The following is a 20,740-nucleotide window of genomic DNA, read 5'->3' as shown; positions in this document are numbered from 1 at the left end:
TTGGAGATGGTGTCACAGCTGATCAGCTGCTGCAATCCAATCAAAGCGCTTGAAGATCTTCGAAGCGGAAGGTCTGGCCGCCATCATCTGGATCGTTGTCGTTCTCGATCACGCGCTCCTGAAGCACCCAGGGACCTCCTTCGGGAAGTTGGGTGAAGGTATCCGTGAACCTGTTACGCGCACCCCGGGCCTCACCGGTGGCAGGGTCGGCATAGGCACTGGTGTACGTGTGGCTGAGGTAGCCGGCTCCAGTGTCTGTGACATCTGTGGTGAAGATCGTCACAACCGTTCCATGGATGTGTCGATGCACCATCGTCACAACGTCGTCCTTGATGCGATAACGATCGCCTTCATTTTTGCCGCCCACAATCACCTCGGTGCCCACCGTATCGGTCTCGCCTGCGGTGAAGGTGTTCTCACCATGGGTCTGCTCAAAGCTGCGTCGCACCCGATGGATGGCGACTTCCCAGAGTTGGGAATTCACGGCTTTCAATACCTCAGCATCCTCGATCCCCTGCACCTGGGCCTTGAGGTCGGCTCCGACTTCGAATGTTCCTTCAACCTGGCGATCCCCCTGCAACCAGAGGCAGCGGCCTCGGTAACCCTGGAAGCCTGGCTCCCAGGTGTAACGATTCTCGTAGCAGCGTTGGAAGGCGGTTTTCAGATCACTTCCGGGCATCACAGGTGCGGATGTGGTCACGACGGTTCTGCGGATCAACCAACCCTATCCAGCCAGCGTCGGTGGCGTTCAGCCTGCCATGTTCTGGAATGTTCCGAAGGATGACTCCAGCAGCGACTTCACGATGGGCACACCCGTTTCGTGGCTGTCTTCCCAGGCACCGGGGACGTAGATGAGCTGCTGAGAATCAGAAACATCGAGAGCGGCTGATGTCGCATAGAGCGAGAGGACCATGCCATCGGTGAAGGGATGGAGCTGCCCATCGCCATCAATGTCGGCTTCCTCCAGAGATGGCGCGATCCCTTGAAAAAGACCGGCGACGGTGTTGTCGAGGTAAGTGAGGATGTCCTCGGCGGATTGTCTCTGGGCCATACCTGTCACGAGATCAGACAGATTGATGGCGGCAGAAGTGTCCAGCTCCGGGTGCCCCAACTGTCTGGGTCGGGGTCGGTTGGGGATGGGTGGTGCCTCGATCAGGGTGTCCACATCGATGGCAATCGTGTCTGAAGCGAGATTGCCATTGCCGTAGGTATCGCTGAATCTCTCTTCAAGCACCTTCAATGTTGCTGTTGTCTTGACATTGACCATGGGAGTGAAGGTGGCCTCAAAGGTTGTGCCCTCACCGGAGAGTGCTGAAAGGGTTCCGCCGCTTACAGAGACATCGTCGAGTCCGAAATCACTGGAGGATTCTGACAGCGTGAATCGGATCTGTGTGCTTTCACCGATGCCGAGGGTTGAGCGGTAGCTGCTGAGGGTGAGTTCCGGTGCGATCGTGTCAATCGTGAGCATCAGCGACTCAGCTTGGATGTTCTGATTGCCGGCGGCATCCGAAAAGCTGCCGGCTTCAATCACGGCGCTGGCTGTGGTTGTGGTGTCGGAGAAAGGGGTGAACAGTGCTGTGTATTGCGAGGCATTCACAACGGTGAAATCCGTGAGTGCACCGCCACTAACGTTGAAGTTATCCAACGTGAAATCAAAGGAAGGTTCCGAGAGTTCCACCGCCAAGATCGTTGATTCACCGATCGTCAGAGTGGGATCGCTGCTGCTCAGCGCGACGGTTGGAATGGTTGTTTCCACCGTCATCACAATGTCGGCTGATGTGGTGTTGGAATTTCCAGCAGCGTCCGTGAGGGTGTTGGCATCCAGAAAGACCGACGCATCGTCCGTGCTGTCTGGTGTCGGCGTCATGACAAAGGTGTATTCCGTGTCACTGACGGTGTTGAAGCTGTATTCCGAATCGCTGATCTTGTTGAAGCTGGACGTGGCTTTGCCGAAATCTGAAATCTGACCTCCGCTGACGCGGAGGTCGTCTGCCGAAAAGGTGGCGATCGGCTCTGACAGTGTTGCTCGGATCGTGGCTTTCTCTCCCGCCGTCAGAATGTCATCACTGCTGCTGAAGGAGATGGTCGGCACGGTGGTTTCCACCGTGAGATTGATCACGGCATCCGCGCTATTGGTGTTTCCGGCAAGATCTGAGAATTCCCCGATGGCAATGGAGAGAAGGCCTTCCGTGGTGCTTTCAGCGGATGGTGTGAAGATGCCGGAGTAAGACGTGGCACTGCTGGCTTGCAGTTGGGAAAGTTCTCCTCCCTGGATCAGCAGAGAGTCCTGGGAAAAATCCGGAGACTCCTCCGAGAGTGTGATGGTGATCGTTGCGGTTTCGCCAGCTTTCAGGTTGTTGTCTGAGCTGGTGAAGACCAGAAAAGGTTCCGTTGTCTCAACGGGGATGGACAGGGTTATGTCGTCGGCATTGTCATTGCCTGCAAAGTCGGAGAACGTTGCCGCGTTCACCTGCACGATCCCCGTGGTCGTGCTGTTGACGGAGGGGGTGAAAGTCGCGGTGTAGAGGCTGGTGCTGATCGCCTGGAAGTCGCTGAGCTCGCCGCCGCTCACGATCAGGTCGTCTGCCGTGAAGGTGAGTGAACGTTCCGACAGTTGTGCGGAGATCGTGGCGCTTTCCCCGACGGTGAGCATCGCATCGGATCCCAGTCCACTTGCCGTCAAAACGACGGATGGAACGGTGGTCTCCACATCCATGGAGATCTCGGAGGCGGTGGCGTTGCTGTTGTCGTCCAGATCGGTGAAGGCCCCGATGGCAACGGAAATCACACCATCGCTGGTGCTGTCTGCTGCCGGTGTGAACAACGCGGTGTACCGAAGCTCGTTCACCTGAGTGAAATCGGAGAGCACCCCGCCGCTGACATCGAGATCGTCTTCGCCGAAATCCTCGGAGACCTCCGAAAGTGAGGCGCCGATCAGGGCGGTCTCTCCTGCCGTCAGCTTGTCGTCGGTTGTTGTGAGCGAGACCCACGGGATCGAGGTGTTCACCGTGATCGTGACCAGCTCGTTCTCTGTGTTCCGATTTCCCGCGGCATCGGAGAACGCACCGGCACCGATGGTCACGGTGCCATCGACGGTGCTCTGGGGGGTCGGTGTGAACAGGGCCGTGTATTCCGTTGCGCTGATCGGATTGAAATTGCTGATTTCGCCCCCGGTGGCGATCAGGTCGGTGGCAGAAAAATCCTCTGATCCTTCAGAAAGGACGGCGGTGACGATGGCTGTTGCCGAGGTGGTCAGCGTGGAGTGGGTCAGCTTGACGCTGGGTGGTGTCGTGTCTGTTGTTGAGGCCTGGCTCTGCAATGTGAGAACACCATCGATGACCTCTGTGGTGGTGAGAGTTGCCGAGATCTGATCTTGCGTCGATCCCGTGATCAGGACCTCTTCAAGCCGAAGATCCAGATCGATGCTCTGATCCAGGGTTCCTGCCGGTACCCGGAAGACGAGGCTGCCCAGATGGAGGGGGTTGGACTCACTGATGCTCTCGGCATCGTCCACAGACAGTCCCACAGGACCGGCTCCGACGATGTGGAACACCCCCTCCGTCGCTGTTTCCGTCAGCATTCCCGCCACTGCGGTGAGCTTGGAAGCACCATCTCCGCTCTGTTCCGTCGCTGCATCCACAAGCCAGCCGGCAGCCGAACCACTCAGCTGTGAGATGGCATCCATCAGGGGGATGTTGTCGGCGAGGATCTCGAGCGACTCTTCCTCGCTTTGAATGAGATTTAAAGCTGATGAATCATAATGAACCTTGATATTGAAACCGTTGATCGATGTGATCCCGTCATCGATTTTTGTGATGTCGATGGGGATCGTGATGACCCTCTCAATGCTCGTTGCAGAAGGCGCATCCACGCTCCCGATTCGGACGATCGGATCGAGAGGGCTTGTTTGATCGTCGTCCTGACCTGACAGTGCGTGATTGCTGTTCAGGTGATCACTGGCTGAGGTGGATGACTGAAGTAATAAAATATCACTGTTGTTGTCAACCCAATTGTGTTGTCGTGAGGTTAAGCCTGTTTTCACGACATTACGGGCTCATCCTGATCAGATTAGCAACACGCTTTCATTCAGGCCACTGAACACATCGTCGGTGACAAACGCACTGGATGACGTGATCGCGCTGTCTGCGTCTGTGCGGCTTGTCATGCTTGTTGCTGATCCGGTTGCCCGTCAGGCCGGTCAGCTGTGGACATCCTGCAAGGCATGGATGCTCAGCGTGGGCTGGCCCTGAAGGGCCGCGATCGCTTCCACGGCGGCCCGTGCACCTGCCAGCGTTGTCACGGTCGGCACGGCGTAATCAAGGGCTGCACGTCGTAGGTACTTGTCATCGTGCGCGGCTTGGCGGCCAATCGGTGTGTTGATGACGAGCTGCACCTGTTTGGAGCGAATCAGATCCTCGATGTTCGGGCGCCCTTCGTGCACCTTGAGCACGGATGTCACCGCCAGGCCGGCCTCCGCGAGGGCGTTGGTTGTGCCGGAGGTGGCGATCACCGAGAAGCCGAGCTCGATCAACCTGGCAGCGACCGGGATCAGCGCCTGTTTGTCCCGGTCATGGGTTGAGAGAAACACGGTTCCAGCGGTTGGAAGGGCTTCACCAGCCCCCAGCTCAGCCTTGGCGTACGCCATGCCGAAACTGTCGGCGGAACCCATCACTTCGCCGGTGGAACGCATCTCCGGTCCCAGGACCGTGTCCGCGCCAGGAAAGCGTCGGAACGGCAACACAGCCTCCTTGATGGTCTGCAAGGGCGGCTTGGGTTCATGATTCAAACCGACTTCGGCCAGGGTTTCGCCCGCCATCAGGCGTGTGGCGATCCGTGCCAGTGGCTGCCCCGTGGCCTTGGCGACAAACGGCACCGTGCGGGATGCTCTTGGGTTGGCTTCGATGATGTAGACGATTTCCCGTCCTTCGCTGTCACGCTGGACGGCGAACTGCAGGTTGATCAGTCCTTCCACCTTGAGTGCCAGGGCCAGCCCGCGGCTCCACTCGCGAATGATCGCAAGGGCTTCTTCGCCAAGGGAAACGGAGGGCAGGCAGCAGGCGGAATCCCCGGAGTGGATACCAGCTGGCTCGATGTGTTCCATCAAGCCGCCGATCACCACGTTGCCTTCCTTGTCACAGAGTGCGTCGACATCCACTTCCACGGCGTTTTCCAGGTACTGATCGATCAGCACCGGGTGATCGGGCTCCACCTGAACCGCTTCACGCATGTAGCGGTTCAGTTCCTCTTCGTCGAACACCACTTCCATGGCGCGCCCTCCCAGCACATAGGAGGGGCGGACCACCACCGGGTACCCCACCCTGGTCGCGACGTTCCGGGCTTCCTCTTCGCTGCGGGCGAGGCCGTTTCTCGGCTGGCGGATCTCCAGGGTTCTGAGGATCGCCTCGAACTGTTCCCGGTCTTCAGCGTGATCGATCGATTCCGGTGAGGTGCCCCAGATGCGTGTCCCGGTGGCACGTCCCGCGTCCGTGTCCAGCCACTCAAGCAGGGGGATCGCCAGTTTGAGCGGGGTCTGACCGCCGAACTGCACCACGACGCCATCGGGGTGCTCCGCCTCGATCACGTTCAGCACATCCTCCAGGGTGAGCGGCTCGAAGTAGAGGCTGTCGCTGGTGTCGTAGTCGGTGGAGACCGTCTCTGGGTTGCTGTTCACCATCACGGTGCTGATTCCTTTCTCCTGGGCCGCGAAGGAGGCGTGGCAGCAGCAGTAGTCGAACTCGATGCCCTGGCCGATCCTGTTCGGTCCACCTCCGAGGATCATCATTCGACGACCCGATCCGGAGCTGTGCACCTCATTCGAAGGGGGCATCGTGATCAGCTCACCGGCGTCATTGAGTTTCTGCAGCGGCCTCTCGTAGGTGGAGTAGTGGTAAGGCGTCGTCGAGGCGAATTCCGCGGCACAGGTGTCGACGGTCTTGAACATCGGGTTCACCCCGAGGGTCTGACGCCGATCCCGAACCGCCAACTCCGTGGAACCGGTCGCCCAGGCGATCTGCCGGTCGGAAAAGCCGAGCTGTTTGAGCTGGAGAAGCTCCTCCGCATCCAGGCTCGCCAAGGCGCGTCCCTTCAGCAGCTGCTGCTCCGCATCAATCAGCCGTCGCAGCTTCGCCAGGAACCAGGGGTCGATCCCGCTGATCCTGTGCAGGTCGTCATCACTGCGTCCGAGCAGCATCGCTGTGCGAACCCAGAGAATCCGTTCCGGGGATGGGGTCCGAAGCAGACGGTCGATCTCTCGCTCGGAGATCTCCGGTTCCGGTCGATCACAGCCCCAGCCAGACCGGCCGATCTCGAGAGATCGCATCGCCTTCTGGAAGGACTCCTCGAAGCAGCGTCCGATGGCCATCGCTTCCCCGACCGATTTCATCGACGTGGTGAGAATCGCCGGACTTCCGCGGAACTTCTCGAAGGCGAAGCGAGGGATCTTGGTGACCACGTAATCGATCGTGGGCTCGAAGCAGGCCGGCGTTTTGCCGGTGATGTCGTTGAGGATCTCGTCGAGGGTGTATCCAACGGCGAGGCGAGCGGCGATCTTCGCGATCGGAAAGCCTGTGGCCTTGCTGGCGAGGGCGGAGGACCGGCTCACCCTGGGGTTCATTTCAATCACCACCACATCGCCGTTCACGGGATTGACGGCGAACTGGATGTTGCTGCCGCCGGTGGCGACTCCGATCTCGCGGATGATCGCGATCGACTGGTCGCGCAGTCGCTGGTATTCCCGATCCGTCAGGGTCTGGGCCGGGGCCACCGTGATCGAGTCTCCGGTGTGAACCCCCATCGGGTCCAGGTTTTCGATGCTGCAGACGATCACGACGTTGTCGGCCTGATCGCGCATCACCTCCAGTTCGAATTCCTTCCAGCCCAGCAGGGACTGCTCGATCAGGATCTGCGAAACCGGGCTCGCCTCCAGTCCGCTCTTGCAGATCGCCGCATATTCCTCCGGGTTGTAAGCGATCCCACCGCCGCTGCCCCCAAGGGTGAAGGCGGGACGGATGATGCGGGGAAAACTGCCGATGGCGGCACCCACGGCCTCAGCCTCCTCCAGGGACGAGGCGATCCCGGAGGGACAGACCCTGACGCCGATCCGTTCCATCGCCTGCTTGAACAGCAGGCGGTCTTCGGCTTTCTGAATCGCCTGCAGATCGGCACCGATCAGCTCGACACCGAAACGCTCCAGTGTTCCGTTCTCGGCCAGGGTCACCGCCAGATTCAGGGCGGTCTGCCCGCCCATGGTCGGCAGCAGGGCGTCGGGACGTTCCCGTTCGATCACCTGCGTCACGAGATCCGGGGTGAGCGGCTCGATGTAGGTCCGATCCGCCATTTCCGGATCGGTCATGATCGATGCCGGGTTGGAATTGACCAGGATCACCTGGTATCCCTCGGCGCGGAGAGCTTTGCAGGCCTGGGTTCCGGAGTAATCGAACTCGCAGGCCTGGCCGATCACGATCGGGCCTGATCCCAGCAGAAGGATGCGTTGCAGATCTGTCCGCCGGGGCATGGAGGTCGTTCTGGGCCAGACATTGAAAGCCTCTCACGCAGCTGTTCCCCCACGGCATGAACGGTGAGGGACCGGGGCCTCGCTACCTTTGAAAGATCAAAGGGAACCCAGACGCGATGAGTGAGCTCCAGCGCCTCAAGGGGCTGCTGCCACCGGAAATGCAGAGCTGGGTGTTCGTCGAGTCCGCTGCCGCGGTGGACCCGCCGCTGATCACCCTTGAAGAGATCGGCCGCGATGAAGTCGAGATCCAGGTGGATCTTGAAAAGTGGGACAGCATGGCTCTCGATCACCGCAACCTGCTCTTCTGGCATGAGGTCGGTCGCATTCAGAACGACACGATCCCCAGGGATGGCTGGGAGATGGCTGCTCTCGCCATCGGTTTGGGTGGTGCCATCGGCGAACTCTGGGTTCAGGACGGCCTTCTCCTGTTGATGGCCCTGGGGCTCTCGGGTTTCGCTGGTTACCGCCTTTACCTCAAGAACAATTCCGAGAAGCGTCTGCAGGATGCGATCACCGCAGATGAGCGGGCCATCGACCTGGCCTGCCGATTCGGATACAGCGTTCCGAACGCCTACCGCAGTCTGGGTGGTGCGCTGAAGGAGCTGGTGGAACAGACCCGCAAGAAGCGCCGTCGCAGCTTCTATGAAGATCGCCTGGAGGCGCTGCGTAAGAGTGCCAGCAAGGCGCGTGCCGAGATGGCACAGCAGGAGGGATCCCGCAGTTCCGTCACCAGCGAAAACGTCTATGGATAGTGAACAGCTTGCCGAGCTCGCTGCGGATGCCTGTGACGACCGCAAGGCCACGGACATCCGTCTGATCCGAGTCGACGAGGTTTCAAGCCTGGCCGACTGGCTGGTGATCGCAGGAGGACAGTCGGATGTGCAGGTGCGGGCGATCGCTCGCTCGGTCGAGGACCGGCTGGAGACCGAAGCGGAGCGACTCCCGCTGCGAAAGGAAGGATTGAATGAGGGGCGCTGGGCGCTGCTCGATTACGGCGAACTCATCGTTCATGTGCTCCTGCCCGACGAGCGGGGGTATTACGACCTCGAGGCCTTCTGGAGTCACGGCGAGACCCGGGTGTTTCTAGGTTCGCCGCAGGATGTTCCTGCGGGGTCATGACCGAGTCCGTCGCCTGTCCGGTTCCTCCTGAGCAGCGTCCACTGGAGGAGTTCCAGCAGCTGACGGAATCCTGGTTCTTCTCCTGGCCTGCCGGGGATAACCCACGCTTGCGCTGGCGTCTAGCAACGGCATGGTTGCTGATGCTTCCCGTCTGCACGCTGATCGCCAGCGGCAGCTGGACGTTGCGTGGCGACCCACCGCGGCTGGTGATGGCAGCTTGCGTGGCAGCGCTCGTTCTGCCTCTGTTTCTGCTGATGCGCCAGTGGCTTGGCTGGACCTACGTGATGCGCCGCCTGCTGGCTGAATCGGTGGATTACGAGGAGTCAGGCTGGTACGACGGGCAGACGTGGGAGAAGCCCGTGTCCTGGCGTGAGAAGGATCAGCTCGTGGCCCGGCATGAGGTGAGGCCGATCCTGGGTCGGCTGGCACGTGCCATGGCCCTGGCCGCCGCACTCATGCTGGGGGGGGCGAGCCTCTGTCAGGCTCTCTGAAACGAGGCTCGTTCGAGGATGCCCCTCTCCTCCGGTTTCAGCGGCGCATCGCGCTCCGGGACTGCGCCATTGGAGGTGACTCTCTGCCGCGGCTGCATCGGCGAGTCAAAGCACAGGGTGCACGCTGTTGTCTGTGACGGGCGCGGACGGGTTCTGATGTCTGCCGGTGATCCCGGTTACGAGACTTTCATCCGCTCCGCGCTGAAACCGTTCCAGGCCATGCCGTTTCTGAGCAGTGGGGCCGCTGCCCAGATGGAGGCCGGTGATCGGGGCATCGCCATCAGCTGCGCTTCCCACTCCGGCAGCAATGAGCATGCCCGTGAGGCGTTCAGGCTGCTCTGGAATGCTGAGCTGGAGGCCTCCCATCTGCAGTGCCCCGTTCCTGAAGGGTCCGACAGCCCGTTGCAGCACAACTGCTCCGGCAAACACGCCGCCTTCCTGGCCACGAGTCGAAAAATGGCCTGGCCCCTCGACAGCTATTTGCAGAGCGACCATCCGCTGCAGAAGGAGGTGAACCGGAGGGTGGCGGAACTGCTGGGGCTGCCGGCAGCGGAGCTGGTGGCGGCACGGGATGACTGCGGTGCTCCGACCCTGCGACTGCAGCTGGCGCAGATGGCGCTTCTCTATGCCCATCTCGGGGCTTCGCGCCATGCGGAACTGGAGCAGATCAGCCGGGCGATGCTGGCGCATCCTGATCTTGTGGCCGGTGCCGGCCGCTTCGACACCGAGTTGATGGGACGAAGTCATGGTCAGGTGCTCTCCAAGGGAGGCGCCGAGGGCATTCAGTGCCTCAGCCGCATCGGTGAGGGCCTTGGGGTCGCCATCAAGGTGGAAGACGGCTCTAGACGTGCCAAACAGGCTGTGGCGCTGCATCTGCTGCGTCAGTTGGAATGGCTCACACCCATGAGCCTTCAGGAGCTCGAAGAGCAGGTTCTGATCCTGAATCCCGGCGTGCACCTCGAGGTGAACGGTTCTCTGCAGTTCCAGCAAAGCTGAAAGGATTCTGTGTCCGGCGACACCGATGTGTATGATTTCGGAGGGCAACGCGGGGTAGAGCAGTCTGGTAGCTCGTCGGGCTCATAACCCGAAGGTCGGGAGTTCAAATCTCCCCCCCGCCACCACTTCTGTTTGGATTGAAGATCCCTCCGGGGATCTTTTTTTGTACCGGATCCGTTGCCTGTGAGCTCTTCTTCTGAGCACGTCAACGCCAGCTGGGATGCGATCGTCGTCGGCTCCGGAGCGAGCGGTGGTGTCGCTGCCATGACCCTCGCCGAGGGGGGCGCCAGGGTGCTCGTGCTGGAGGCAGGTCCGGATCTGAGCCGTGCGGTGGCCTTCGGAACCCCGGTCGGAAACATGCTGCGTCGGCTCGCGGGGATCAGCAGCGGCCGGCATCGACGTCAGGCACAGCATCCCGGCTACTGGAAGGCCAACCCGGAGCTGTATGCGGATGAACGCCGTCATCCCTATGAGCACCCTGTCGAGCGCCCGTTCCTGTGGACCCGGGGTTGGCAGGTGGGAGGCCGCAGCCTCACCTGGGGGGGCATCACTCTGCGGCTCTCGGACGAGGATTTTGCTGGGATCCGCGGCAAGGAAGGCGTGATCCGCTGGCCGATCGGCTTTGCTGATCTGGAGCAGCACTACAGCGATCTGGAGCGGCAGCTCGGGGTCTTCGGTGCCAGGGATGGGTTGGCTCAGCTTCCGGACGGTGCCATGTCAGACGCGCTGCCGAGCACCGACGCCGAGCAGCGCTTCGCTGAGGCGGTCCGCGAACGTCTTGGCCATGCCGTGATTCAGTCGCGGGGATTCGCGCCTCATGCTCCGCAGCGGACGGATGACTGGCCAGCTTCCAGCAGCCGAGGCAGCACGCTGCAGCGGGCGATCGCCACCGGACGCGTCGAAGTCATGGCCGATCAGATGGTCGAGCGGCTCTGTCTGAGTGCGGATGCGTCAACGGCGACCGCGGTGGTCGCCGTTGACCAGACCAACGGCGAGCGCAGAACGCTGAGTGCTGATCTCGTCATCCTGTGCGCCTCGACGATTCAGACCCTGTCCATCCTGTTGCGGACACGTCAGTTCTCATCAGGAGGTGCTGTGGTGGATCCCTCTGGGCGGCTCGGGACCCGTCTGATGGACCATGTCTCCACCAGTCAGTTCTTCGCCATGCCGGGTTCCGGGGAGCGGCCGCAACCGCCTCTCAGCGGAGCTGGAAGCTTCTTTCTGCCGTTCGGGCGTCATCTCTCCCAAGCGTCGTTCCAGGGCGGTTACGGACTCTGGGGAGGCATCGGCCGTTTCGATCCGCCGACGTGGTTGCAGCGGCGTCCCGGCACGGTCACCGGCTTCCTGATCGGCCACGGTGAAGTGGAACCACGGCCTGAGAACCGTGTGACGTTGAGCGACACAACCGATCGCTGGGGGGTGACGGTGCCCCACATCGACTGTCGCTGGGGCGAGTCGGAACGGGCGATGGTGACTCACATGCAGCGCACGATGGCGGAGTGCATCGAAGCCGCCGAAGGGCAGGCGCTGGAGATCCGGGAACTGTTTCACCTTCCGTTCGTGGAACCGTTTCTCGGCGGCGCTGTCGCCCTGTCGAAGCAGGCAGCTCCTCCGGGTTACTACATCCACGAAGTGGGTGGAGCCGCCATGGGGAAGCAGTCCTCAGAAAGTGTCGTGAACCCGGACAACCGGCTCTGGGGATGTCGGAATGTGCTGGTGGTGGATGGAGCCTGCTGGCCGACCTCGGCCTGGCAGAGCCCGACCCTGACGATGATGGCCATCGCCCGGCGCGCCTGCAGCAGAGCTCTCAGCTCTCGGGGCGAGTGAACAGGTCGTCCAGGTAGCGCTCCATCACGGCATGGTCCTCGCAGCCGTTCTGAAACAGAAAATGGGCGAGTGCGGAACTCATCACGCGGTACTGATCCCAGTGGGGGTGACCTCCGATGAACTCCTTCATCCCCCGGTAGAGAACCTCCGGGATCTCCGTTTCGAGACTCACGTACGCCGGAACTGTCTCTGTCGTCGTCGCGGCCAATCCCATGTCATGGCATCGCTCAAGGTGATTTCTATCCATCAAGGCAGGTCGCTCAACCCGTACTGCGAATAAGAAAGCCACATCGGGCCGTGCTGCGTCAAAAGGATGAGCGAATTGGGAAATTCACGTGAGACTGCATGAGACAGCAGTGATTGATGGGGGCTTGGTGCCTGGGGGCCGCTGCTGATCCGCGGTTGAGCACCATCACCGCACTTGTCAACCTTTCCGGAGGGTTAAGAGGCTTCCCCACAGGATCGGCAGAGATGGCGGACACCACTGGACCTTGGGATGGCTGCTGATCAGCAGCCTGTGGAAAAGCCGGGGACAACGCCCGTCGCCGGGGATTGATCAGAAAATCTCATGATCAAAAAAGTCCAATCCGTCCCTTGCGAGAACCGAGCAATCGCTATGGGCGGACCATGCTTTTCTCTTAAGACTTCTGTGAAGAATCGGAACGTTCGAGGCTCGCCGGGCCGAGGGGGTGGTCGCTGTGGGGATAAGGAGGGTGATGCGCATGGTCGTGTCCGTGCGCATGGTCATGACCGTGCTCATTGGTGTGAGCGATCGGGGTTCCATCCGGCTGGCAGGCCCCGGTGCATTCCCGTTCGCAGAGTGTGCAGCTCTCCGCCAGTCCCTCCACATGGTGATGGTGACTCTCCTGAACCCGACCGACGTCCTGTTCAAAGCCCAGCACCTGTGCTCTGTACTTGCAGAGCGAGCAGTTCATGGCGGTGTCACCTCGGAGAACATCGTCCACCCGCTCGCGGAAGGTTTCCAGCACCAGGGGGTGGTCACCCAGATACCCGGCGGAGATGAAGTTGATCCCCGGGTGGTCCTGGGCCACCCGTTCGGTGTGCTGACGGATGCGGCTCACCAGGACACCGGAGAACAGGAAGTACGGCACGACCACGATGCGGCGGAAGCCGAGCCTGACGACGTGGCGCAGTCCGGGCTCCACGAGCGGAAAGGTCACCCCCGAATACACCGTTTCCCCCCATCCGAACCCGAAGCCCTCAACAAGCATCCGCGTCACCTTGGCCACGTTGGAGTTGGCATCGGGATCGGAGGATCCCCGCCCGACAACCACCAGAAGCGTTTCCGAGAGCGGTACGGCATCGCTCTGACGCTCGATCGCTTCACGGACCCTGGCTCCCGCTGCCGCCACCATCAGGCGATCGACACCGAGCTCTCGTCCGTAATCGATCGGAAGGCCGGTTTCCGCCTTGTAGGTGTTGAGCACCGAAGGGATGTCGTTCTTGGCATGCCCTGCCGCGAAGAGCATCGCCGGGATCGCCAGGATGCGGTTCACCCCTTGCTGCCTGAGCGCCTCAAGGCCATCGCGCAGGATCGGGCGGGCGAATTCGAGATAGCCGTGTTCGACAGGCATCGGGGCCAGCCGAGGCCGCAGCAGTTCGACCATCCCGGCGAATTCCTCCACCGCCACACGGTTGCGGCTGCCATGGCCGCAGATCAGCACCCCGAGCTTGTCCTCGGAGCCTGCGGTGCTGAGATCCGTCAAGACGTCGGGTCCACTGATCGAATGGGATGACCCTATTCGCCGAAGCGGGGCCAGCTGTGCATGTCGGATCTGTTCAATCTCCAGTCGGCTGATGCGGCCATCGCCGGTGTGATCTCTCCGAAGGCAGAGGACTTGCCGTCCCTGCTGCAGGCCTGGAGTGGCCCCCGTCCTCTGAGGGTCTGTAGTGGTGGCACCAGTTCCCGCTGTGCTGTCGACGGCTGCTGGAGTCTCGATCTGCGTCCTGGATTCCAGGACCTCACGCTGTCCCCTGATCGCACGACGGTGCGGGTCGGCGCGGGGCGGACCATGGGCTCGCTGCTGGAGGTGCTGGCGGCTGAGGGGCTCACGATCACGGCCGGCCTGTCGGGACATCCCGGCATGGGGTATGTGCTGACCGGAGGCATGGGACCTCTGAGTCGTCGCCGGGGACTTGCCATCGACCAGCTCAGCGAGGTCCGCGGCGTCTGGGGCAACGGCCGCTGCTTCGCGCTGCAGCCTTCAGATCAACCTGAGTGGCGGGCCCTGTGCGGTGCAGCACCGTTTCTGGCGATCGTCACCGACGTCACGCTGGCCTGCCTGCCGCTGACTCCGCTGTGGGTGGCACGGCGTTCCGGTCCGCCGGAACAGCTTGGGGAGTGGATCGCCGAGGCGGAGTCCTGGCCCGATGTGCAATCGCTTCAGTGGTGCTGGCGCGGATCCGAGGTGCAGGGGCTGCAGGTGAGCCTGGAGCCGTTTGAGGGGGGAGTGCCCATCGCCGGCCAGCATCAGCTTCCCTCTCTGGCATCGTCTCCAGTTGATGGAAACCGTCGCCATGGTGAGGTCGTCGGTCTGCTGGGTCCGGCAGCTGCTGCGGGCTGGGGGCGTCTGGTTCCGGATCTGACCAGGCTGATGCGCCGGAGCCCGGACGGTTTCTGCAGCCTGTCAGCCCAGCAGCTCGGTGGAGCCACCGCGAGAGTGCCGGTCGATGCCTCGGCGTTCCGGCACCGCGATGCCGTCTGGAAACCCTGGATCACGGCGGTCTGGTCGGCCGGCGATTCCGAGGCGCGTGAGCGAAGCCTGGCCTGGCTCGAGGAGGTCTGGGCGCTGCTCCAGACAGTCTGTCCCGGTGTTCACCTGGCCCAGCTGCATGACCATCTGCCCTTTCACCAACGGGAGCTGGAGCTGGCCTTCGGTCCCTGGCTGTCGGAGTTACGGCTGCTGAAGGCACGTCTGGATCCCGCCGGCAACCTGCCTCAGCTGTGATCTACGGTCGCCGCTGCCCGCGGCGTCACAGAGCATGGCCCAACGCTCCAGTCCTTCGTTGGTGAATCAGTGGTTCGCCAATCCGAGCAGGGATGTCCTTTCCGGTCTTGTGGTGGCGTTCGCGATGATTCCGGAGGCGATCGCTTTCTCCGGCATCGCCGGCGTGGATCCCGCCGTCGGATTGTTCGGTGCGTTCTGTCTCTCGCTCACCATCGCGGTGGTGGGGGGGCGCATGGCGATGATCACCTCCGCCACCGGCTCCACCGCGCTGCTGATGACCGGTCTGGTGGCCACCGGGGAGGCCAGAGGGGCCGGTCTGGGTGTGCAGTACCTGATGGTGGCTGGGTTGCTGACCGGAGTCCTGCAGTTCCTATGGGCCTATCTGCGTCTGGCTTATCAGATGCGCTTCGTTCCTCAGGGTGTTCTCAGCGGTTTCGTGAATGCGCTCGCGCTGCTGATCTTCCAGGCGCAGCTCCCGCAGCTTGGGCTGGATGTTCATCACGGTGACGCCACTGCCGGACTTCCCCACGGGGGGCAGATCCCGATCGTGCTCGTGCTCGTGCTGATCGGACTGGTGATCATCTATGGCCTGCCGCGACTGACGCGGGTGGTGCCCTCTCAGCTCGTGGCGATCATCGTGCTGACCGCCATCAGCATCGGGTTCGGCTTCGAGATTCCCACCGTCAGCAGCCTCGGGGCGCTGCCTTCCGGACTTCCCTCCTTCAGCCTGCCGTTCGGGGAGGGGGGCGTCCCCTTCAATCTCGACACGCTTGGGATAGTGCTTCCCACGGCGCTGGCGATCTCCCTCGTGGGTCTGATGGAAACCTTCCTGACCCAGGACATCCTCGACGACAAGACCGACACCACCACGGACAAAAACGTCGAGGCCCGCGGGCAGGGCATCGCCAACATCGTCTCCTCCCTGTTCGGAGGCATGGCGGGCTGCGCGCTGGTGGGTCAGTCGGTGATGAATGTCGACAACGGCGGGCGCACGCGGCTCTCCACGCTCTTCTCCGGTGTGAGCCTTCTGGCGATGATCCTGCTGGCCGGCCCCTGGCTGAAGCAGATCCCGATGGCGGCTCTCGTGGCCGTGATGATCAGCATCGCCGTCAGCACGGCGGATCTCAACGGACTGCGCAACATCCGCCGGATCCCGAAGAGCGATACCTCCGTGATGCTGATGACGTTTGCGGTGACGATGCTCACCACCCCCCACAACCTGGCCCTTGGTGTGCTGGCCGGCGTCGCTCTGGCGGGGATCCTGTTCAGCCGCAAGGTGGCCAAGGTGATTCAGGTGGAAACGGTCGATCTCAGCGACGAAGAGCGGCTTTACCGCGTCAAGGGACAGCTGTTCTTCGTCAGCAAGATCTATTTCGTGCAGGGATTCGATCTGCACGATCACCCGGCCAGGATCAGCATCGACATGTCATCCGCTCACATCTGGGATCAGAGTGGCGTGGCGGCTCTCGACCAGGTGATCCGCAAGTTCCGCGTCGGCGGTTCAGCGGTCTCGGTGGTCGGTCTGAACGAGGAAAGCCTCGATCTGTTCGAGCGGATCGGTGGTCAGGAGAGTGCTCACGCCTGATCAGCGTTGGGGGGTGTCACTCGGGCGCAGGACGATGACGATCGTGCCTCCCACGATCAACAGGATCAGCACGCCACCACCGATCAACGGAAGCAGAAGGTCGGTGTCCATCAGGCGTTCTCGGATGACCGCATCATGGCGGCTCAGCGAGAGGCCAGAGGGTTGTAGAGAACGGCCAGGCAGCTCGTCAGATCGGTGCGCATCCCTGACAATCGCGTCTGAATCACCTGATCCGCGGGGTTGAGCTGCACATAACGCAGCGTCACGTCATTGCCGATGCTCATCAGGATGCAGAGGGTTTCCAGGTCGCCGCTGCTGGTGGCGCGATCCTTGGCACCATCCACCAGCACCTTCAGCAGAGCCATCTTGTTGTTGTAAGCCTGTCGGTCGCCTTCCTCCCAGGCCATCGCAGGCATCTGCAAGAGCAGGCTGATCAAGGGTGCCACCAGCCAGGGGATGGCGGGCATGGAGAAGGCGCTGAAGATCAGCTGAAACTAGAGGCTTCAATGGGGGTTCAGCCCGGATCTGGGACAATCCCACCCGATCTGTCCCATGGCCATGACCCGATCCGGAATCCGCGTTGTGATCGGCGCCCTCGGGGGCCTGGCGACGCTGCTCAGTTCCTGTGCCTCACTGGGCAGTGCCGACAGCACGCGTCTGGATCTCGTGAAGCAGCGCGGTGAGCTGATCTGCGGAGTCAGCGGCAAGATTCCGGGCATGAGTTTTCTGCGGCCGGACGGCGGCTACGAAGGCTTCGATATCGATATCTGCCGAGCCATGGCTGCGGCGTTCCTCGGAGCTCCGGACAGCATCCAGTACAGGCCGCTGACGGCCCCGGAACGCTTCACAGCCCTGCGCTCCGGGGAGATCGATCTGCTCTCCCGCAACACCACCTTCAACCTGAGCCGGGATGCCTCCGGAGGCAACGGACTCAGCTTCGGGCCGATCGTCTTCCATGACGGTCAGGGGTTGATGGTCAAGACCGGTAGTGGCGTCACGTCTCTCGAGCAGCTGTCAGGCAAGGCCATCTGTGTGGGCTCAGGCACCACCACCGAGCAGAACCTCAACGACGTCTTCGAGACGCGTCAGCTGCCGTACACCCCGATCAAGTACCAGGATCTGAATCAGGTGGTGGGCGGCTATCTGCAGGGGCGCTGCGCCGGAATGACCTCGGATCTCACGCAGCTGGCCGCCGCTCGCTCAGGGTTTCCGGATCCCGAGCAGCACACGATCCTCGAGGAGCGGCTGAGCAAGGAGCCGATGGCGCCTGCGGTGGTGGGAGGCGACCAGCGCATGGCCGATGCGATGCGCTGGGTGGTCTTCGCTCTGATCGAGGCGGAGGAACGCGGCATCACCCAGGCCAATGTCGATGAGGTGTTGAAGACGGCGCAGGCGGATCCGAGCCAGGCGGCCCTTCGTCGCTTCCTCGGGGTGGACGGTGGGCTCGGCAGCAAGCTTGGACTGCCCGATGATTTCGTGGTTCAAGTGATCAGAGCGACCGGTCATTACGGCGAGATCTACGACCGTCATCTCGGTCGCGACAGTGCGGTGACGATTCCCCGGAGTGTGAACCGTCTGGCTGGCGACGGCGGCCTGATGGTTTCCCCTCCCTTCTCCTGACGGACCTGCCGCAATGCATCGCCGATTCTGGATTCAGATCGCTGCCGCGGCACTGCTCCTCGGTCTGGCCGCGGTCCTGATCAACAATCTCGCCGTGAACCTGATCCGCACCGGACTGGGTCTGAGCTTCGGCTGGCTTGCGCGTCCTGCCGGTTTCGCTCTCGCAGAGACGGCTCTGCCGTACAGCCCCTCGGACAGCTACGCCTGGGCTCTCACGATCGGCTGGCTGAACAGCCTCAAGGTCATCCTCAGCGGCCTCGTGCTGGCCACACTCCTGGGTGTTGCAGCAGGGGCTGCCCGCAGCAGTGGCAACAGCCTTCTCCGCCGGTTGGCGGCGGCTTATGTGGCCCTGATCCGTCAGGTGCCGCTGCTGCTTCAGCTGATGTTCTGGTACTTCGTTGGGTTTCTGGGGCTTCCGGAGACCCCTGTCGGCGGGTTGATCGGGTTGTCCAACCAGGGCATCCGTCTTCTGGGGCTGGATCTGAGTGTCGAGTTCTGCGCCGTGCTCACCGGTCTGGCGGTGTTCACCGGTGCCTCCATCGCCGAGATCGTGCGGGGTGGGATCAATTCCGTGCCGAGAGGGCAGTGGGAGGCCTTCCGCAGTCTCGGCCTCGCTGAGGGGCTGGGGATGCGACGGATCGTTCTGCCTCAGGCGCTTCCGGCGATTCTTCCGGCCCTCACCAGCCAGTACCTGAACCTGGCCAAGAACAGCACCCTGGCGATCGCCGTCGGTTTCGCTGACCTCTACGCCGTCAGCGACACGACGATCACTCAGACGGGCCGGGCGATCGAGGGCTTTCTGCTGCTGCTGCTCAGCTTTCTGCTGCTCAATCTGCTGATCAGCAGCGGCATGGCAGTGCTCAACGGTCTGGTGCTTGGACGTCTGAAGGGGAGCCGTTGATGAACCGCGTCATCGATCGACTGCTGACGCTCCTGATGCTGGCCCTGCTCGGATGGGCCGGGTTCAGCGGGGTGCATTGGCTGCTGTTCGCCACCGACTGGACGGTGGTCACGGCCAATCTGCCCTTGTACGCGGTGGGAGGGTATCCACCGGATCAGCGCTGGCGGCCCCTTGTGTGGATCGCTCTGCTGATCCTGATGACCGCAGTCACGCTGATGGGCCCCCGACGCGGCTGGCTGCGTCGGGGGCTTCCGGCGCTCTGGAGCCTGATGGTTCCGCTGGGAGTGGTGCTTCTCGCCGGTGGGCTGGGTCTTCCGTCAGTGCCCACCCGTGAGTGGGGTGGCTTCAGCCTCACGCTGCTGCTCACCGTCTGCAGCGCCCTGCTGAGTCTTCCGGCGGGGGTTCTGCTAGCGCTTGGACGGCGCAGCGAACTGCCGGTGCTGCGTGTGGCCAGCACCGCTTACATCGAAGTGATGCGGGCGGTGCCATTGATCGCTGTGCTGTTCTTCGGACAGCTGCTCATTCCCTTGTTTCTGCCTCCGGGGCTGGAACTGAACCGGGTGTTGAGAGCCGTGATCGCCTTCGCTCTGTTCGCTGCGGCGTACATCGCTGAGGACGTGCGCGGTGGGTTGCAGGCGATCCCACCCACGCAGACGGAAGCGGCCGCGGTCCTGGGACTCTCGCCGTTCCAGAGCCTGCGACTGGTGGTGCTGCCCCAGGCGCTGCGCATCGCTCTGCCTGCCCTGACCAATCAGGCGGTGGGATTGCTTCAGAACACCAGCCTGATGGCGATTCTCGGCCTCGTCGAACTGCTGGGGATCAGCCGCAGCCTGCTGGCCAATCCGGCGTTCATCGGCCGCTACCTCGAGGTGTATGTGTGGCTGGCTGCTGTTTACTGGCTGGCCTGCACCGCCATGGCGCTGCTGGCCCGCCATCTGGAGATCCAGCTCGACCCCCTCCGTTCCTCCTGATGACCGTCGCCATCCGAGCCATCGATCTGGTGAAGAGCTACACCCCAGGCCAGCGGGCTCTCGATGGGGTGGGCCTCGAGGTGATCAGCGGAGAGGTTCTGGTGGTGATGGGTCCCTCCGGATCCGGCAAAAGCACCCTCATCCGAACCTTCAACGGTCTGGAGACGCTCGATTCGGGCAGGCTGGATGTGCTGGGGATGCGCCTGGATGCGAGCCACGACCAACGGGAGGTGCGGGCGATCCGGCAGCGGGTGGGAATGGTGTTCCAACAGTTCAATCTCTTCCCGCATCTCTCGATTCTCGACAACATCACCCTGGCTCCGATCAAGGTCAAGAAGATGTCTCCGTCGCTAGCGGAGCAGCGGGCGGTTGATCTTCTCGAGCAGATGGGGATCGCCGAGCAGGCCAGGAAATATCCGGCCCAGCTGAGCGGCGGTCAGCAGCAGCGTGTGGCGATCGCCCGTGCCCTGGCCCTCGATCCGGAGGTGATGCTCTTCGATGAACCCACCAGCGCTCTGGACCCCGAGCGTGTGAAGGAGGTGCTGGATGCCATGCGTCAGCTGGCGGCTGGCGGCATGACGATGGTGGTGGTCACCCATGAACTCGGTTTCGCCCGGGAGGTGGCGGACCGGGTGATGTTCATGGATCAGGGCAAGGTGGTGGAGACCTCCGACCCGGAGACCTTCTTCAGCAATGCAAAGGAAGAGCGCAGCCGCCGGTTTCTGCGACAGATGATGTGACGTACGCG

The 20,740-nt window shown here is 62.3% G+C and carries 17 protein-coding genes and 1 tRNA gene; 12 read left to right on the top strand and 6 right to left on the bottom strand.

Annotation, left to right across the window (positions count from 1 at the left end; all coding sequences use genetic code 11):
* Positions 1 to 40 precede the first annotated feature (40 nt).
* The 3 genes from SynA15127_RS08725 to carB form a co-directional block, all read right to left on the bottom strand.
* Complete coding sequence (locus SynA15127_RS08725) at positions 41 to 679, bottom strand: DUF3386 domain-containing protein (RefSeq protein ID WP_186485662.1); 639 nt, start codon at positions 677 to 679, stop codon at positions 41 to 43.
* A 69-nt stretch (positions 680 to 748) separates the two neighbouring features.
* Positions 749 to 3,685 carry an Ig-like domain-containing protein gene (locus SynA15127_RS08720; RefSeq protein WP_186483726.1) on the bottom strand — a complete coding sequence of 979 codons (2,937 nt, stop codon included), beginning with the start codon at positions 3,683 to 3,685 and terminating at the stop codon, positions 749 to 751.
* Between the two features lie 513 nt (positions 3,686 to 4,198).
* Positions 4,199 to 7,513 carry a carbamoyl-phosphate synthase large subunit gene (gene carB, locus SynA15127_RS08715; protein ID WP_186483725.1) on the bottom strand — a complete coding sequence of 1,105 codons (3,315 nt, stop codon included), beginning with the start codon at positions 7,511 to 7,513 and terminating at the stop codon, positions 4,199 to 4,201.
* Positions 7,514 to 7,629: 116 nt separating this feature from the next.
* Between carB and SynA15127_RS08710 the strand changes: the two genes are divergently transcribed.
* The 6 genes from SynA15127_RS08710 to SynA15127_RS08685 all read left to right on the top strand — a co-directional run bounded on the left by SynA15127_RS08710 (position 7,630) and on the right by SynA15127_RS08685 (position 11,946).
* The gene (locus SynA15127_RS08710) at positions 7,630 to 8,265 is read left to right on the top strand and encodes a DUF3318 domain-containing protein (RefSeq protein ID WP_043691773.1); all 636 of its coding nucleotides are present in this window, start codon (positions 7,630 to 7,632) and stop codon (positions 8,263 to 8,265) included.
* Positions 8,258 to 8,632 (top strand): ribosome silencing factor, encoded by a 375-nt coding sequence (gene rsfS, locus SynA15127_RS08705; RefSeq protein ID WP_186483724.1) that lies wholly within the window; start codon positions 8,258 to 8,260, stop codon positions 8,630 to 8,632. Before SynA15127_RS08710 ends, rsfS begins: the two co-directional genes overlap by 8 nt.
* Positions 8,629 to 9,123 carry a CGLD27 family protein gene (locus SynA15127_RS08700; protein ID WP_186483723.1) on the top strand — a complete coding sequence of 165 codons (495 nt, stop codon included), beginning with the start codon at positions 8,629 to 8,631 and terminating at the stop codon, positions 9,121 to 9,123. The genes rsfS and SynA15127_RS08700 overlap by 4 nt, the downstream gene beginning before the upstream one ends.
* Positions 9,124 to 9,141: 18 nt before the next feature.
* Positions 9,142 to 10,119: an asparaginase gene (locus tag SynA15127_RS08695; RefSeq protein ID WP_186483722.1), complete on the top strand. Its 978-nt coding sequence runs from the start codon at positions 9,142 to 9,144 to the stop codon at positions 10,117 to 10,119.
* A 48-nt stretch (positions 10,120 to 10,167) separates the two neighbouring features.
* Positions 10,168 to 10,244, top strand: a tRNA-Met gene (locus tag SynA15127_RS08690).
* 58 nt (positions 10,245 to 10,302) lie between these two features.
* Entirely contained in the window at positions 10,303 to 11,946 is a 1,644-nt protein-coding gene (locus tag SynA15127_RS08685) for a GMC oxidoreductase (protein ID WP_186483721.1), read from the top strand.
* On the opposite strand, the gene SynA15127_RS08680 is transcribed toward SynA15127_RS08685, so the two are convergent.
* Both SynA15127_RS08680 and SynA15127_RS08675 read right to left on the bottom strand, forming a co-directional pair.
* Entirely contained in the window at positions 11,927 to 12,193 is a 267-nt protein-coding gene (locus tag SynA15127_RS08680; RefSeq protein WP_186483720.1) for a DUF2811 domain-containing protein, read from the bottom strand. The genes SynA15127_RS08685 and SynA15127_RS08680 overlap by 20 nt on opposite strands.
* A 391-nt stretch (positions 12,194 to 12,584) precedes the next feature.
* Positions 12,585 to 13,673 carry a sirohydrochlorin chelatase gene (locus SynA15127_RS08675; RefSeq protein WP_186483719.1) on the bottom strand — a complete coding sequence of 363 codons (1,089 nt, stop codon included), beginning with the start codon at positions 13,671 to 13,673 and terminating at the stop codon, positions 12,585 to 12,587.
* Positions 13,674 to 13,733: 60 nt separating this feature from the next.
* Between SynA15127_RS08675 and SynA15127_RS08670 the strand changes: the two genes are divergently transcribed.
* Both SynA15127_RS08670 and SynA15127_RS08665 read left to right on the top strand, forming a co-directional pair.
* Complete coding sequence (locus SynA15127_RS08670; RefSeq protein ID WP_186483718.1) at positions 13,734 to 14,915, top strand: FAD-binding oxidoreductase; 1,182 nt, start codon at positions 13,734 to 13,736, stop codon at positions 14,913 to 14,915.
* A gap of 34 nt (positions 14,916 to 14,949) precedes the next feature.
* Positions 14,950 to 16,500 (top strand): SulP family inorganic anion transporter, encoded by a 1,551-nt coding sequence (locus SynA15127_RS08665; protein WP_186483717.1) that lies wholly within the window; start codon positions 14,950 to 14,952, stop codon positions 16,498 to 16,500.
* A gap of 143 nt (positions 16,501 to 16,643) precedes the next feature.
* Here SynA15127_RS08665 and SynA15127_RS08660 read toward each other — a convergent pair whose 3' ends face one another.
* Entirely contained in the window at positions 16,644 to 16,967 is a 324-nt protein-coding gene (locus SynA15127_RS08660; protein ID WP_186483716.1) for a hypothetical protein, read from the bottom strand.
* 91 nt (positions 16,968 to 17,058) lie between these two features.
* On the opposite strand from SynA15127_RS08660, the gene SynA15127_RS08655 reads away from it, so the two are divergent.
* Genes SynA15127_RS08655 through SynA15127_RS08640 form a run of 4 tightly spaced genes read left to right on the top strand, consistent with a single transcriptional unit; the run spans position 17,059 to position 20,732 of the window.
* Positions 17,059 to 18,120 (top strand): amino acid ABC transporter substrate-binding protein, encoded by a 1,062-nt coding sequence (locus SynA15127_RS08655; RefSeq protein WP_186483715.1) that lies wholly within the window; start codon positions 17,059 to 17,061, stop codon positions 18,118 to 18,120.
* A 13-nt stretch (positions 18,121 to 18,133) separates the two neighbouring features.
* Positions 18,134 to 19,021 carry an ABC transporter permease subunit gene (locus SynA15127_RS08650; protein WP_186483714.1) on the top strand — a complete coding sequence of 296 codons (888 nt, stop codon included), beginning with the start codon at positions 18,134 to 18,136 and terminating at the stop codon, positions 19,019 to 19,021.
* Positions 19,021 to 19,992: an amino acid ABC transporter permease gene (locus SynA15127_RS08645; protein WP_186483713.1), complete on the top strand. Its 972-nt coding sequence runs from the start codon at positions 19,021 to 19,023 to the stop codon at positions 19,990 to 19,992. The genes SynA15127_RS08650 and SynA15127_RS08645 overlap by 1 nt, the downstream gene beginning before the upstream one ends.
* A complete protein-coding gene (locus tag SynA15127_RS08640; RefSeq protein WP_186483712.1) occupies positions 19,992 to 20,732 on the top strand; it encodes an amino acid ABC transporter ATP-binding protein in 741 nt (246 codons plus the stop codon). Before SynA15127_RS08645 ends, SynA15127_RS08640 begins: the two co-directional genes overlap by 1 nt.
* The last annotated feature ends 8 nt before the right edge of the window (positions 20,733 to 20,740 follow it).

The sequence above is a fragment of the Synechococcus sp. A15-127 genome, from assembly GCF_014280215.1.
GTDB lineage: Bacteria > Cyanobacteriota > Cyanobacteriia > PCC-6307 > Cyanobiaceae > Parasynechococcus.
Note: the sequence above shows the minus strand (reverse complement) of the source record. Positions and strands in the feature narration are given on the sequence as shown.